The 15,127-nt window shown below is 43.1% G+C and carries 14 protein-coding genes; 10 read left to right on the top strand and 4 right to left on the bottom strand.

Going from position 1 to position 15,127, the window contains the following annotated elements; genetic code table 11:
• Window positions 1–10: 10 nt before the first annotated feature.
• On the bottom strand, window positions 11–1,201 hold the full coding sequence (glp, locus tag ABIO93_RS06870) for a gephyrin-like molybdotransferase Glp (protein ID WP_348065804.1): 1,191 nt from the start codon (window positions 1,199–1,201) through the stop codon (window positions 11–13).
• Window positions 1,202–1,683: 482 nt separating this feature from the next.
• Between glp and ABIO93_RS06865 the strand changes: the two genes are divergently transcribed.
• Window positions 1,684–2,448: a lytic transglycosylase domain-containing protein gene (locus tag ABIO93_RS06865; protein ID WP_348065802.1), complete on the top strand. Its 765-nt coding sequence runs from the start codon at window positions 1,684–1,686 to the stop codon at window positions 2,446–2,448.
• Window positions 2,449–2,578: 130 nt separating this feature from the next.
• Entirely contained in the window at window positions 2,579–3,022 is a 444-nt protein-coding gene (locus tag ABIO93_RS06860; protein ID WP_348065800.1) for a peptidylprolyl isomerase, read from the top strand.
• Window positions 3,023–3,093: 71 nt separating this feature from the next.
• Here the strand turns inward: ABIO93_RS06860 and ABIO93_RS06855 are convergent, their stop codons facing one another.
• The 3 genes from ABIO93_RS06855 to purH form a co-directional block, all read right to left on the bottom strand.
• Entirely contained in the window at window positions 3,094–4,713 is a 1,620-nt protein-coding gene (locus ABIO93_RS06855; protein ID WP_348065798.1) for a sodium/solute symporter, read from the bottom strand.
• Between the two features lie 162 nt (window positions 4,714–4,875).
• Window positions 4,876–5,751, bottom strand: a complete 876-nt coding sequence (locus ABIO93_RS06850; protein ID WP_348065796.1) for a hypothetical protein — start codon at window positions 5,749–5,751, stop codon at window positions 4,876–4,878.
• Window positions 5,752–5,860: 109 nt separating this feature from the next.
• Window positions 5,861–7,396: a bifunctional phosphoribosylaminoimidazolecarboxamide formyltransferase/IMP cyclohydrolase gene (purH, locus tag ABIO93_RS06845; protein ID WP_348065795.1), complete on the bottom strand. Its 1,536-nt coding sequence runs from the start codon at window positions 7,394–7,396 to the stop codon at window positions 5,861–5,863.
• A gap of 136 nt (window positions 7,397–7,532) precedes the next feature.
• Here purH and ABIO93_RS06840 point away from each other — a divergent pair, with 136 nt between their 5' ends.
• The 8 genes from ABIO93_RS06840 (at window position 7,533) to ABIO93_RS06805 (ending at window position 15,100) form a co-directional block, all read left to right on the top strand.
• Window positions 7,533–8,321 carry an SDR family oxidoreductase gene (locus tag ABIO93_RS06840; protein WP_348065793.1) on the top strand — a complete coding sequence of 263 codons (789 nt, stop codon included), beginning with the start codon at window positions 7,533–7,535 and terminating at the stop codon, window positions 8,319–8,321.
• A gap of 48 nt (window positions 8,322–8,369) precedes the next feature.
• Entirely contained in the window at window positions 8,370–8,606 is a 237-nt protein-coding gene (locus ABIO93_RS06835; RefSeq protein ID WP_348065791.1) for a hypothetical protein, read from the top strand.
• A gap of 441 nt (window positions 8,607–9,047) precedes the next feature.
• Window positions 9,048–10,247 (top strand): C10 family peptidase, encoded by a 1,200-nt coding sequence (locus ABIO93_RS06830; protein ID WP_348065789.1) that lies wholly within the window; start codon window positions 9,048–9,050, stop codon window positions 10,245–10,247.
• 11 nt (window positions 10,248–10,258) lie between these two features.
• Complete coding sequence (locus ABIO93_RS06825) at window positions 10,259–10,771, top strand: hypothetical protein (RefSeq protein ID WP_348065787.1); 513 nt, start codon at window positions 10,259–10,261, stop codon at window positions 10,769–10,771.
• A 344-nt stretch (window positions 10,772–11,115) separates the two neighbouring features.
• Window positions 11,116–12,293, top strand: a protein-coding gene (locus tag ABIO93_RS06820; RefSeq protein WP_348065785.1) for an IS3 family transposase whose coding sequence is annotated in 2 segments (ribosomal slippage) — window positions 11,116–11,386 and window positions 11,386–12,293 — 1,179 coding nt in all. Because the reading frame shifts where the segments join, the coding sequence is not laid out codon by codon here.
• 49 nt (window positions 12,294–12,342) lie between these two features.
• Complete coding sequence (locus ABIO93_RS06815) at window positions 12,343–13,065, top strand: alpha/beta hydrolase (RefSeq protein WP_348065783.1); 723 nt, start codon at window positions 12,343–12,345, stop codon at window positions 13,063–13,065.
• 121 nt (window positions 13,066–13,186) lie between these two features.
• Window positions 13,187–13,777, top strand: a complete 591-nt coding sequence (locus tag ABIO93_RS06810; protein WP_348065781.1) for a hypothetical protein — start codon at window positions 13,187–13,189, stop codon at window positions 13,775–13,777.
• On the top strand, window positions 13,778–15,100 hold the full coding sequence (locus ABIO93_RS06805) for an NIPSNAP family protein (protein WP_348065779.1): 1,323 nt from the start codon (window positions 13,778–13,780) through the stop codon (window positions 15,098–15,100).
• Window positions 15,101–15,127: the final 27 nt, after the last annotated feature.

Here is a 15,127-nt window from a genome sequence, read left to right as displayed (position 1 = left end):
AAAATCTGATTCAGAAAGTCAATAAATGAACTTCTACCAAATCACCCTCGGCTACTACATTCTGCGTTACGGGAAGGTAAATAATCGCATTGGCCATCGCAAATGAGCGCAAAGCAAATGATTCCTGGCCATCGAGCGGGGTCACGAAGTCTTCCTCGACCAATGCTTTCAGAAACTCATCCCTTTCACCATTGAATGAATACGCGTACTTCGACGGCAATCTTAATGTTTTCAAAAAAGCATCTTGCCTGCCCGTGATCATACGCAGTGCGGGAAGCACGTATTCGTAATAACATACCAGCGACGAAGCAGGATTACCTGGCAAAGCAAAAAACAGTTTCTCACCCTTTTTCGCAAATAACAGCGGCTTACCTGGCTTCTGTCTTACCTTATAAAACACAGTCTCAGCTTGTATCGCCTGCAAAGCTACTCCTACAAAATCGTAATCCCCTACCGAAACCCCACCTGTGGCAAGTATAACATTATTATGAATGGAAAGCTCGTTCAATGCCGCAATGGTGGAATCCAGATCATCGGCTGCATATTTGACTTCAATGTCAGCAATATTTTCCTCTTTTAACGCTGCGACGAGCATTGCTGAGTTGGATTCGTAAATTTTGCCATATACCAGCGGCTCGCCGGTTTTCAACAGTTCGTCGCCAGTCACCAACAAGCCGATCTTCGGTTTTCGGTAAACCTCCACGTTTTCAACCCCCATACCCAGCAAAAAACCAATGCTTCCCGGCGTGATATAGGTGCCTTTGGGCAGGGCAACAACTCCGGCTTGTATTTGCTGGCCAATGTTCCTGACGTTTTTGCCCGCATTCACCGGAAATTCCTGAATGCTGACATAGCCATTTTCCAATACCGTATGTTCCTGCATGACAACAGCCGTAGCGCCTTCCGGCACGGGCGCTCCTGTAAAAATCCTGATGGCTGTACCAGGCAGTAATTTCTGAATTTCAGTCTGGCCTGCTTTCGATTCTCCAGAAACGGGCAACGAACTTCCGTCAAAAAGGATGTCGGAATGTATCACTGCATAACCATCCATGGACGACTGGCGGAACGATGGCAGGGAGATCGGCGCGAGAATATCCTGCGCCAAAACATGTCCTAATGCATTCTCCAACCGACGTGTTTCGGAAGGTAAAACCAATGAGTTTGCAATAATTTTTTGTTTCGCCTCGTTGACAGTGACCATATTAGTGAATGGAAATTCGGACCTGCAATTTAGCACTTCCGTCACTCAAAAATACAGACGGAAGGAGAATCGATTTTTTACAAAAAACGCCAAATCGAGCTAAAATTGCACTTATGGCATAGCGAATTAATTCTATAAAATTATGTAACCGACTGACTATCAATTAGTAAGTAGAGCTAAAAATATTTCACCCCCGGTATAATCATATTTAAATTTAGAATCTGGATTTGGCAAAAAAGCGATTTTACCAATTAAAATTCCAGTTTAGGAAAAGTAGACGAAGATTTTACCGTGAAACACTTAGAACATACCAAATTCTACAATCTTGAATTAGTACTACAACCATATTGTATAAAAGCCTATAAATCAGTTTTTTACCCAAAAATGAAATTTTATTAATTCAATAGCGTTATCTTTGCACCCTGGCTCAGGCCAAAAATTATGTTTCACGAAATACAAAATGCATGATAAGACTTATCTTTATGGCCTTCTCAATCGCTATCTGGGGCAAGACGCCGACAAGCGAGGTGGGGGTGGAAAAGAAGGAACTGAAAGAAGCAACTATTATCAATTCAGATCTTCTTGCTATTGACTTCTGTGGCGAAGCCATCCCATTATCAGAGCTTCGTATCGCCGAGCGATATCAAAACACGATCAGAAATTACGACAATCCCACTTTTCGTAAGCTGATGACAAAGACAAAAAAAAGAATCAAAATTATAGAACCGATTCTTAAAAAGTACGGAGTACCAGCCGATTTCAAATATCTTCCTCTAATTGAGAGCGCAATGAGCGATGAAGCTACATCACACAGAGGCGCAGGGGGCTACTGGCAGTTCATGCCGTCAACAGCAAAATCTCTCGGGCTGGTTGTAAATGAAACCAGGGACGACCGCAAGCATTTAGTTAAATCAACGCACGCTGCGGGCAAATACCTCCGCGAGCTGCACCGCCAACTGGGTTCATGGACACTCGTAGCTGCTGCATACAATGCCGGCCCTACGCACATTCAGAACAGAATGGATTCACAGAACAAAGATGATTACTTCAAACTTCGTTTAAATTCAGAAACCACCAGGTACATCTACAAGCTGCTTGCCGTTAAAGAATGGTTCTCAAACCCTGAAAGAAGTAGGGAGTGGGGAAGCGGCGACGTTGTGGATCGTCTTGCAGATTTTAAAGTGGAGCAGAAAAAAGCCGCTGCGCTATTAGCAAAACAGCTGGTTAGAGCTTCCACCGATTCCTGAGAACAATCATTTTATTTGATCGCATATGAGAAGAAAAGGATACATTATCCTTTTCTTTGTGTTGTTATAGAAGGTAGTAAAAAACCTGCTGTGGCAACGTTTAATTTTATTCAAATACTCTATTATTGATATGACAAAAGCGGAAATGATCACCGATAAGGGGACCATGCTGATCGAATTTTATGATCAGGATGCTCCAATCGCAGTGAAAAACTTTGTTGACCTTTCGAAAAAAGGATTTTATGACGGCCTGATTTTCCACCGCGTTATTCCTGACTTCATGGTTCAGGGTGGTGATCCTACCGGCACCGGCCGTGGAGGTCCGGGCTACAAGATCAAATGCGAACTGACCGGAGGTAACCAATACCACGATCGCGGCGTGCTGTCAATGGCACATGCTGGACGTGATACCGGTGGTTCTCAGTTCTTCATTTGCCATAGCCGTAATAACACGGCGCATTTGGATGGAAACCATACTTGCTTTGGAAAAGTAGTGGAAGGTGTAGATACAGTTGATCTGCTCCGCCAGGGTGATAAGATCCAGAAGATTACGATTATCGAGGAAGTAGCTTAATCTGGCATTCTCCTAAACAGCAAAAGGCCCGAAATCGGGCCTTTTGCTGTTTTATATTGTGGTAACGATTCTTACCAGAAATGTGAGTACAAGAAGATGATGATCGCCAGTACCACAACTGCTCCGATGATAAAGGTACGGTGAGGTATGAACATGGAAGAATCGATAGCGAGGCCTTTTTTCTCATCCGGCATAACTAGCCCCAAGATTACCATCACTACCACGCATATCAGGAATACCAGTCCCATACGATCCAGGAACGGAACCTGTGTCCAATCTGCAAATGGGAAATAATTGTTGTGCATCGCTAATGCGATCAAAAATCCACCTACGATCGCGAACAATGCTCCGGCTGAATTGGTACGTTTCCAGAAGAAACCCATGATGAAGGAAGCAAAAATACCCGGCGATAGTAGCCCGGTCATCTCCTGAATGAACTGAAAACCTCCCTTTTTATCGATACCCATGTAAGGAGATACGACGATCGCCAGGATCATAGCCACTACCACTACGATACGGCCGATTCTTACGAGTGTCTTTTCGTCTGCATTTTTACCAATGTAATTTTTGAAAATATCCAGGGTAAAAATCGTTGAAATACTGTTGGCTTTTCCGGCCAGAGATGCCACTACTGCGGCGGTAAGTGCAGCAAATGAAAGCCCTTTCAGGCCAGCTGGCAACAAATTCAATAGTACGGGATAAGCTTTATCTGCATTCAATGCTCCATCGGCATCCAGCATTTCGGCCTGGAACATTCCTTTGCTATACAATGCATAAGCCGCAATACCCGGCAAAACCACGATCACAGGCATTAATAATTTCAAAAACGCTGCAAACAGGATACCATTTCTGGCTGTTTTCAAGTCCGCACCCAACGCACGCTGGGTAATATACTGATTACATCCCCAGTAGTTCAGGTTCACAATCCACATACCGCCTAGCAACACCGCTAATCCCGGTAGCTGCATGTAAAACGGACTGCTTTTTGGGAAAATCATGTGAAAGTGATCGTCGTGATTTTCACGCATCATTTTAATACCGCTCATTACACCATCGATACCGGCATCGCCTGAAACCAGGTTGATAGCCAGATAGGTAGTAGCCAAACCGCCAATTACCAGGAAGAACACCTGAATTACATCGGTATAACCAATCACCTTCATACCTCCCACCGTAATAATGATAGCGAAAACGGCCAGCGCGATCATGCAAAACTGAAAATCGAGTCCGGAAATACCTGATACCGCCAATGCTCCCAGATAAAGGATGGAAGTAAGGTTCACCAGAATATATAGCGCCAGCCAGAAAACAGCCATAATCAAACTTACAGTCGGATTATATCGCTGGCTCAGAAACTGAGGCATGGTGTAAATCTTGTTCTTTAAATAAATGGGCATAAAAAAAACGGCCACGATCACCAAAGTCGCTGCCGCCATCCATTCATAGGTAGAGATACCCAAACCCATCGAAAAACCATTTCCCGACATCCCGATAAACTGCTCCGCCGAAATGTTGGAAGCAATGAGGGATGCACCGATCGCCCACCAGGTAAGAGAGCCTTCTGCCAAAAAGAAATCCTTGGTTGACTCTGTGGTGGACTTTTTCCGCTGATAAATCCAATAACCGTAACCGGAGACTACAATGAAATAGAAGAAGAAAACGACATAATCCAGGGTTTGTAATTGTTGCATTTCAAATAATAAAATAGATGAATGGATGAGGCTTTTTGGTATAAATCGAAAGGTACATTAAATTCCGAAAATAGTACAAAATTATAAATGTCGTAAAGACGTTTATCCTTGCTTTTTATAAGGAGTTCATAAATATAGCTACAAGCACATATTCGTAAAGCTTTACTCTGATATTTTCTTTGAATTCCCCAAACGGAGCGGATTCGCCGGAAGTCTTTTGAAGTAAGTTTTCAGCCTTTGCTTTTCTGTTTCCCGGTAAGCATCGTCGAAAGAACGTCCCTTTTTGATTTCGGAAATCAATGTTTTCAATCCGTCGTCGCCAGCCAATGTCAGCCAGTACGAAACTTCCATCCCCGACGACATATAGGCACGCATCACCCGCTTTTGCCCGCCGCTGAAAAATCCTTTGATCGTTTCCATGTCTTTCAGTTCCGAAATTTCCTGCCCGCCGCCCGTGTAGTACATCCACTCGTCCATATAATCGAGGTAGCGCCCTGCAGGATCGGGATTATTGACAAAACGCTTATCCAGCATTAAAGCCAGGCCTTCATTAAACCATTGGGGGATCTCTGTCGCGATTGTCCACCAACCCAGGCGTTCCAGCAATTCAGTATGCCCCATTTCGTGTCCGACCACATCGATGTTCATCTCCCGTCCATTCAAAACGACGAAAGAATGTCCCCAGGGCGTGCCCAGGCTGCATCCCGCGCCTTCTGTACTGCTGCAATATTTTTGGTACTCCTGCGGATTGCTGCAAATGATGATAATTGGTTTGGATTTTTTCCCTGAATAAAATGAATCCACACGCGTCTCGGCCTGCCTGACAACTCTTTTTAAAGCCACATCATATACGGGATTGACATCAGGGCTGAAATAGATTGTTCCTGCTTCCGACCGAAAACTCGAAAAGCCAATCAGTTCGCAGTAAAATAATTGAGGATAGAGAAAAAACAGGCTGACCGTTAAAACAAACAGTCCAATCAAAAGAAATTTCCCTGACCGGAAAATCGCTCTTTTGACTGGACTGTGCTTTTTCAATGAATGATACGCTAGTTAATTTATGCAATGGCTTTACTTGTCGGCTTGAGCGGAGTCGAAGGGCATCGTGCACAGATGCCTTCGACTCCGCTCAGGCCGACAACGAAAATCAATGTTTAAAATGACGAATCCCCGTAGTGACCATTGCTACTCCATTCGCATTGCAATATTCGGTAGAATCTTTATCACGGATAGAGCCTCCTGGCTGTACTACGGCAGTAATTCCAGCCAAATGCGCGATTTCAACACAATCGGCAAATGGGAAGAATGCGTCTGACGCCATAACAGCACCACTCAAGTCAAAACCAAATGCATTCGCCTTATCAATCGCCTGGCGCAATGCATCCACGCGGGAAGTTTGTCCGGTACCACTTGCCAGCAGCTGGTTTTCCTTTGCCAACACGATAGTATTCGATTTGGTATGTTTGCAAACTTTCAATGCGAATTCCAATGCTGTCAATTCATTCTCTGTAGGCGCTTTTTCAGTTACAGTCGTGAATTGAGAAGCGATTTCAGTAGACAAGTCTTTGTCTTGAACCAGCACACCATTAAGGATCGTTTTGAACATCACCTGAGGCAGATCTACCGCATTGCGTTTCAGCAAAATCCTGTTTTTCTTCGATTTCAAAAGTTGTAAAGCCTCTTCATCATACTCAGGTGCAATGAGAATTTCCATGAACAGTTTGTTCAGTTCTCCCGCCGTAGCCAGATCCACTTTCGCATTGGTAATCACGACTCCGCCAAATGCAGAAACTGGATCACATGCCAAAGCATTGTCGTAAGCCTCTTTCGCTGTCGGCGCAGTGGCTATTCCGCATGCATTGGTATGCTTGATGATCGCGAATGTAGGATCAGCGCCAACGAATTCGTCGATCAGGTTCACGCAGGCATCTACATCTACGAGGTTATTATATGACAATTCCTTACCGTGCAATTTGTCAAAAATCCCGTCCAGATCACCATAATAGGTCGCGTTCTGGTGTGGGTTTTCGCCATAGCGCAAAGTTTGTGATGCAAGGCTGGTAAAATCAAAAAGGTCTTTGTCTGTTTTTTCAGTACCAGCGGTGAAGAAGCGATTGATAGCGCCATCATAATGAGAAGACACACCAAAAGCCTGGCCTGCATAATAGCGACGGTCTTCGAGGTCAGTAGTACCGGCTTTTGCATTCAGCAATTCCACTACCTCTGCGTACTGGCTACGCGACGAAACGATCAATGTGTCTTTAAAATTCTTCGCGGTTGCACGGATCAATGAAATGCCGCCAATGTCAATTTTCTCAATGATATCTTCTTCGCTTGCACCGGAAGCAACAGTTTCTTCAAACGGATACAGATCCACTACGACCATATCAATGGCAGGAATATTGTATTGTTCTGCCTGGGCAACATCACCGGCATCGTCTCGGCGGTACAAAATACCACCCATGATAGCAGGATGCAATGTTTTGACGCGACCGCCAAAAATAGAGGGGTAACCGGTCAGTTCTTCTGCCGCAGTAACAGGAATATTCAGGTTTTCAATAAAAGTCTGAGTCCCTCCGGTTGAATAAAGTTTAACACCGTTGTTGTGCAAGAGGCGAACCAAAGGTTCAAGTCCGTCCTTATAATAAACAGATATAAGCGCGGATTGGATTTTTTTAGACATTGTGCAACGTTAGCTGTAAGAGTACAAACTGAAAATAAACCGCAAAGATAGCCGAAAAAAGCACGAAGTTTGAAGGAGGAACAAACTAAATCAAAGACATATCATCAAGGGATAACCTGTTTAAAATCGAAAAACTATGAACCTGGACTTGACCGGAAAAACAGCTTTGGTATGCGGAAGCACGCAAGGAATCGGCCTGGCTTCGGCCGTTGAATTGGCATTACTTGGCGCAAATGTAACCTTGGTAGCCCGGAATGAAGAAAAATTGGGGGAAGCGGTCGAAGACCTCGATACATCCATGGGGCAACTTCACCGATATGTAGTCGCCGACTTTGCCGATCATGAAAATGTAAAAGAAGCGATACACAACTACCTCCGCCTTTGCCCGGAAGTACATATCCTGGTCAATAACACCGGCGGTCCATCGGGAGGTCCGATCATTGACGCAGAACCAGATCAGTTTTTGAAGACCTTTCAAATGCATGTGATCAACAATCAGTTTCTGGCTCAGGCTGTGGTTCCGTTCATGAAAAAAGCGGGTTATGGTAGAATTGTGAACATTATCAGCACCTCTGTCAAGCAACCGATCATTGGTTTGGGCGTTTCCAATACCATCCGCGGCGCCGTGGCAAGCTGGTCCAAAACACTATCCCTCGAATTGGGGCAGTTTGGCATTACATCGAACAATGTCCTACCCGGTTACACAGAAACTGCACGTCTGGATGCTGTTCTCGAAATGAGAAGCAAATCGCAGGACAAATCCAAAGAAGAAGTAGCCAAAGAATTACAATCAGCCATTCCAATCAGACGATTTAGCGAGGCCAAGGAAGTGGCAGCGGCAGTAGCATTCCTTTGCAGCCCGGCTGCTGGGAGTATCAGCGGGGTTAGTTTGGCGGTGGATGGGGGCAGGACTGAGAGTATGTAGGATTGAATTTTGGTTTCAACTATGTTACATTTGTAAAAAGGCCTAACCATGCAACACACATTTCAAATAAAATCCGGTAGCTTAAATGCACATTTCCTTGAATCTGTCCGTGCAATCTTCGGGGACAGGGAGATCAAAATTGTAATAGAAGACGTAGAAAAAGCACGCCCGCTTAGCCAAAAGGAACTTTACAAAAAGTCCCTGCCTATCATAGACCGGTTCAAAAATGTAAAGGTTGATCCAAAACTGGATTTATCCGCAATGGCCAATGAAGTGAATCTATGATTTATTTCGATACTGATGTCCTGATCAATTTATTAATTTCCCAAGACTCCGCAAAGCATCAGAAGGCGAAAACGCTTTTCAATTCGGCCACAGATAACGAAGAGTTCTTATTTCGCTGCTCACCTCTAATGGTGTACTCCCAGGCTAAACTGAAACCGCGCGTCTGGACGCTATTCTCTACATGAGGAGCAAATCGCAGGACAAATCCAGAGAAGAAATAGCCGATAAATTACATTCAAGCATTCCCATTCGAAGATTCAGCGAGGCTATACACCTCCAATACTCTGAATTATCAGTTTTGATTATGACTTTAAAAGCATTGGCTATAGAGTTATAAGCATAGCTTGTTGGAAATACTTCTCCTTCTGACACACATTTGCACTACATCACGAAGTCGCACAAATGTGTGTTGGGAGGTTGGATTTTTAACATGCTATTTTAATGAAAAAAATTTATTGGGTATTGTCGGTGCTGTTGATTTTTGTTGCTTCATGCCAGCGGCCGGAACAAGTAGACTCGTTAAACAATGCAGGCCAACTTAAAGAAGTAATCCCGAAAGCAGTCTTAACAATCGCAAGGAATTTCGATGTATTTGTTTCGGTTGCTACAAGTAAAGATGATGCAAAGAATGCCAGAACCGGCGACAGAGAAAAAACCATAAAAAACGTTACCCCTTTCAACGATGAGGCCGGGGAGGTACTTTATTACGTAATTACCTATAATGAAGGTGGGTTCGTAATTGTTTCGGCAGAAAAAAAGACGATTCCTATACTCGCATTTTCTGACACCAATGATTTTCCTGTTGATAAGGAGCTTCCAAACGGGGTAAGAGAAACCATGGATAGTTACAGGGAGTCAATCAAGAAGGCAAGACTAAGTAATTCCGAACCTGACCCCGGAATTTTGAAGGAATGGGAAAGACTAGGAAACACAACTGCTATTAATGAATGGGTTCAAAGCGCACGAAAATCGGGGGCCAGGACTACGGATGCTCCTGTAAACCCACCTTGCCAGGACTCTCAGATATATGTAACACTAGGCACCGCCTCCTGGGGACAACAGGTCTCATGGAATTCTCAAATGCCATTTGATTTTTCATTTGGATGTATGGGTATGCCGAATGGACGTATGCTAACTGGCTGTGTTGCAACAGCGATGGCCGAAATTATGAACTTTCACCACTTCCCCAATAATTACAATTGGTCTGAAATGGGAGCGGAAAAGCCAGAAACAGCTCGTTTGATGAGAGCTGCCGCTAACAGTGTTAATATGACGTATGACTGCACCGGGTCATCTGCTTATGGAAGCGCAATCCCGTCAGGTTTTGCTAATGGTTTTGGCTATTCGCCTGGTGCCGCCTACGGTCCATACAATATAAATACCATAACTAGTGAGATTTTGAATTTTGCGAGGCCTGTAGTCCTTGGCGGCGTTTATCCTAATCTTGGCGGCCATGCCTGGGTGTGCGACGGTTACTATCAATACTTTTCATGCGGGTCACCTGCCGCCCCAATGTTACGGATGAATTGGGGATGGGATGGTTCCTGCAATGCATTTTATACAACAAGTACTGGCTGGGATCCCAACAAACTAGGATCTGCTTATCAGAACCTGGTAATGGTTACAAATATCAAACCTTAACTGATTTAGCCATGAAAAATTTATCATATTACTTTATTCTGTTGGTTTTCAGCATATTAAACTTAGGCTGCAAAGACAGTAAAGATGAAGCATTATTGGGTATGTACTTCTCAAACAGTGTCTACATCTCGATTAAGGATCCAAAAGGCACAGATTTACTTGACCCTAGCAATCCAGAGTCCTTAACTAGATTCAGAGTCTATTATCTGATAAATGGGAAGAGAAAATTGATTTATGACCCTTGGATGGATGCCCCGTATGGCTATGTCATCGAAAAGTTTGCAGTTAACGACCATTACCATCTTCAGGTTTTCGCAAACTTTCCTAATATAGATAACGACAAATCACTTGAGTGCATTACTTATCTTGAATTTGAGGACGGGAGCACGGATACGATAGCAGCATCATATGTGATTAGGAAAGCCTACACCGCCATTAATAAAGCTTCCTATAACGGGCAATTGGAGTGGGACGAGGCCAAACCCAATGCTGACCTCAGCACATTCAAAGTTATAAAACCATAAGTACCAATCTATTGGTTTTTATAACAAACAAAGCTGATTCTACTTATTCTAAGCTGCACTATTGAAAAGGGTGTCTCCAAAAGGCACCCTTTTCAATTGATAATTCTTGCCGGATTTGAAGGGACTGATCATCTTTAAACAACAGCAATCTAGTCCGATAGCCAGACGACAACCTACCTTCAGGCTCTATCTTAGTAGTATCCAAAAAATTAGATAATACATAGGCTACTTTGTTTTATTTGACTTAAATTTAGGACGAGTGGCTCGGGGTTGGTCGTTTTAAGTCTGGACTTGATACCTTTAAGTGGACACTGAGTTAAGGGAACTTTTATAACTTAACACTTATGTCAGGAGAAAGAAGAGTATTTGACAAGGAGTTCAAACTGATGAGCGTTGAACTGAGCAATAGCCGCACAGACCTTGGTGCATTGGCAAAAGAATTGGATATTCCACCAGCGATGTTATACCGCTGGCGCAGAGAGTTTTCCGCGAAACAGAACGGTAGTTTTCCTGGCAATGGAAAGGTAATTTTGAGCGAAACGGATCAGGAATTGGCTCGACTAAGGAAAGAACTCCGCGACACACAACTTGAACGAGATATACTAAAAAAGGCTGTCGGCATTTTCTCCAGGAGCGATGGCAAATATTCCGGTTCATAAAAAATCACCGGAAATTATTTCCCATTGAGAAAATGTGCCTAGTATTTGGAGTGAGCAGAAGCAGGTTTTACACTTGGCTGAACAATGGATTATCAAATACATCCATTGAAAATCAGGTTCTCACTGAGAAAATCAGAGCTATTCATGGTAATAGTAGGCAAACTTATGGAAGCCCTAGGATCACTCAGGAGCTGGTTAAGTTAGACGTTAAAGTATCCCGTCCAAGGGTTGCCAGGCTGATGAAAAAAGCAAAAATAAGAAGCATTGTTAAGAGGAAATTCCGAGTTACAACAGATTCTGAACACAAATATCCAGTCGTTGGAAATGTACTCAACAGGCAATTTAAAGCAGACAAAATAGCGACCGTATGGGTGTCTGACATCACGTACATCAAGACAATTCAGGGCTGGTTATACCTAACAGTGATATTGGATTTAGCTGACAGGAAAGTCATCGGATGGGCATTAAGCGCAACAATGAAAGCTGTTGACACTGTGATACCTGCATGGAAAATGGCCCAGAAAAATAGAAATATAACGTCTGAGCTGATTTTCCACTCGGATAGAGGAATTCAATATGCCTGCAATGAATTTAAAAATCTATTGGACAAAAATCCTTTCGTGATCCGAAGCATGAGCCGGAGAGGAAATTGTTGGGATAACGCGGTTGCAGAGAGTTTTTTCAAGACCTTGAAAGCAGAATGCGTTTACCAAAACAAATTCATAAATAAGCAGCAGGCCGCCGTGATTGTATTCGAATACATTGAAATATGGTATAACAGAAAAAGATTACATTCTGCCTTAGGATATGTCTCTCCCAAAGAATTTGAAGAACTTTTAAACAAGCAGAAAATTGCGGCTTAATCTTTTGTCCTCTTTATTGTTGCAATTCCACTTTACGGAAACACCGATCATGTTAGGCACGCACAAACTGAAATCATTCTCCGTAATAAAAGACGCTAAGTACTTGGTTGTGTTGGAATCCGGGTTAGGCGATGACCATAGCGTATGGAACAACAACTCCCTTGCCTCACAAATAAGCAGCAACTATGATGTGCTCATGTATGACCGGGCAGGTTACGGGCGATCAGAAAATGGCCCCGGCCCAAGAAATATCGCACGCTTACGAAGCGAGTTGGAAAGCGTTATCAATCAGTTTGCCAACGGAAGAAAAGTAATATTGATCGGCCACTCATTAGGGGGCATGATTGTCAGAGACTATGCGATTAAAAACCCGCTGAAAACCGCAGCCATATTATTTGTTGATCCCTCCCACGAATCTTACAATCGTCCCTCGCAGGCTGAGGAAGACATGCTATACGATGCATCCAAAAATGCCAACGGTGCCAATTTCGGTGGGACGCTTGAAGCCAGGGAAGTCATCGAAGATTCACAGTATACCAGCACATTACCCCCATTGCCAAATGTACCCGTAATTGTACTGACCAGCATGCAAGTGGATGCCAACCATCCATCATCAGTGAAGCAACGCTGGTATAATGCACACGAATCATTAAAAAATGGTTTAACCGATTTTACTCATATCGCCACTACAAATTCGGGACACCATATCATGATTGACCAGCCGAGCCTGATCCTTGACAATTTGAAATTATTGGTTTCAAAATTGCCATGAAATTATTGGACTATCTATTACTGATAAATTGGATGAGTTGTACCAACCATTAAGACCGCAGATTTGTGTTGAAAAACAGTATCCTTTCTTCGTCATGAAAATTCTATGCAAATACAATGTTATGCCCCTGATTTTGCTTAGTCTGTTGTATTCCAATCGAACGAATGCGCAGGGGAAAGAAAGCAATATGATGAAACACGTACAAGTTAATCAAGACGGAACAATAATTTTGACCCCCTCTGCGAGCTCATCGAGGACCGATTTTAATTTTTTGATGGGCAAATGGAAGGTTGAAAATCGAAAATTACGGTCAAGATTGTCCGGTAGCAAAGAATGGGACAAATTCGATTCAGTCCTGGAATTACAGGAAATACTCCTTGGTATCGGAAACCGCGAAACTTTTACAGCAACCATAAACGGCAATCCTTATGAAGCCGTAGCACTTAGGCTGTTCAATCCCAAAACCGCGCTCTGGACAGATTATTGGGCCGACAGTAACGAAGGCACCCTGGACCTACATCCGGTAGTTGGCTCTTTTGAGGGTAAAGTTGGAAGCTTCTTTACCAGAGATGAATTTAAGGGAAAACCTATATTCGTCGTTTATCAATGGGATTATACAATTCCGGAGCATCCACAGTGGCGACAGGCTTACTCAGAAGACAACGGAAAACAATGGGAATGGAACTGGTATATGGATCTTACTAAGTTTTAAATGATGAAATATTATATACTACTGATTCTGAGCATTCTTTACACGATAACCCTAAAGGCTCAGATAAAAAAAACAGAACAAGCTGTATCATCAACAAATATGACAATAACCACGGCAGGAACGCTGATTGTTCAAGCCTCTGCGAATTCCTCGGAACGGGATTTCGACTTTCTTCAGGGACTGTGGGAGGTAACAAACACAAAAAGACAAAGTAGGCTGGAAGGAAATGAGCATTGGAATATATTCAATTCTAAAAGTGAAACCCAAAAGATTTTGCTTGGCATTGGTAACGTCGAGAAATATACCGCTACCATTCAAGATCAACCATTCGAAGGATCGGCACTGCGTATCTTTAATCCAAAAACCAAACTTTGGAGCATCCACTGGTCAGATAGCAACAACGGAACACTTGACACACCGATGATCGGCTCCTTTAATGGAAAAATCGGGGACTTTTATTGCCGGGATCAATATCTGGGAGATAACATCCTTGTCCGTTTTAACTGGAATGCTATGGATCCAGAACACCCGGTTTGGAGCCAGGCATTTTCGGCTGATGATGGAAAATCCTGGGAATGGAATTGGTATATGCACTTCTCAAGAAAGCCAACAATATCAGTACCTAATTTAGGCATTAATGTACTTGAAGTGCGAAATTATCTATTAAAACCAGGTAAAGCTTCCGAGTTCAATAACTTATTCCAGAAAGAACTAATTCATGCCCAGATAGAAGCCGGCGGCTATCCGATGGGACAATTTGCTCCAAATAACGATACTACCCATTTTTTATGGTTTAGAGGCTTCGAAAGCATGGAGTCCAGAAGTTTGTTTCTTAACAATTTCTACTTTGGTCCTGTATGGAAAAAGAATCGGACGGAAGCAAACAGCATGATTGTCAATAACGATAATGTGCAGTTAGTTAAGCCACTTCTGGGCCTTGAAGCTGGAAGTAATGAATTAATCAATAGGGAATGGTTTAGTAATAATGGCGGGATTGTGGTGCTAGATTATTACATATCAAACCAAAAGAGATCAAAGCTCATTAAACTCCTCCGCCAATGCTATTTACCAGCAATGAGAAAGGCAGGGATCAATAAAATAAGCTTTTGGATTAGTGGGGATGAAAGGAATGACTTTTTGCAGCTTCCGGTATTTCAGGATGAGAACCTGATTCTCTCGATAGCCTTTTATAACAATGAAGCCGATTACCGGGCAAGAAAAGTAGGTACAAGCAAGTTCCTAAGCACCTTGGAGATGGAAGGTCTGGCCGACGCAATTACAATTCATAGAACCGAAATTGTCTATCCTTTAAAAAATGAATAGCGGTATCTGTGTTCGCTTCAAATAGCT

This window comes from Dyadobacter sp., from assembly GCF_039919315.1.
Classification (GTDB): Bacteria; Bacteroidota; Bacteroidia; order Cytophagales; family Spirosomataceae; genus Dyadobacter.
This window is presented reverse-complemented; position numbering and strand designations above follow the sequence as displayed.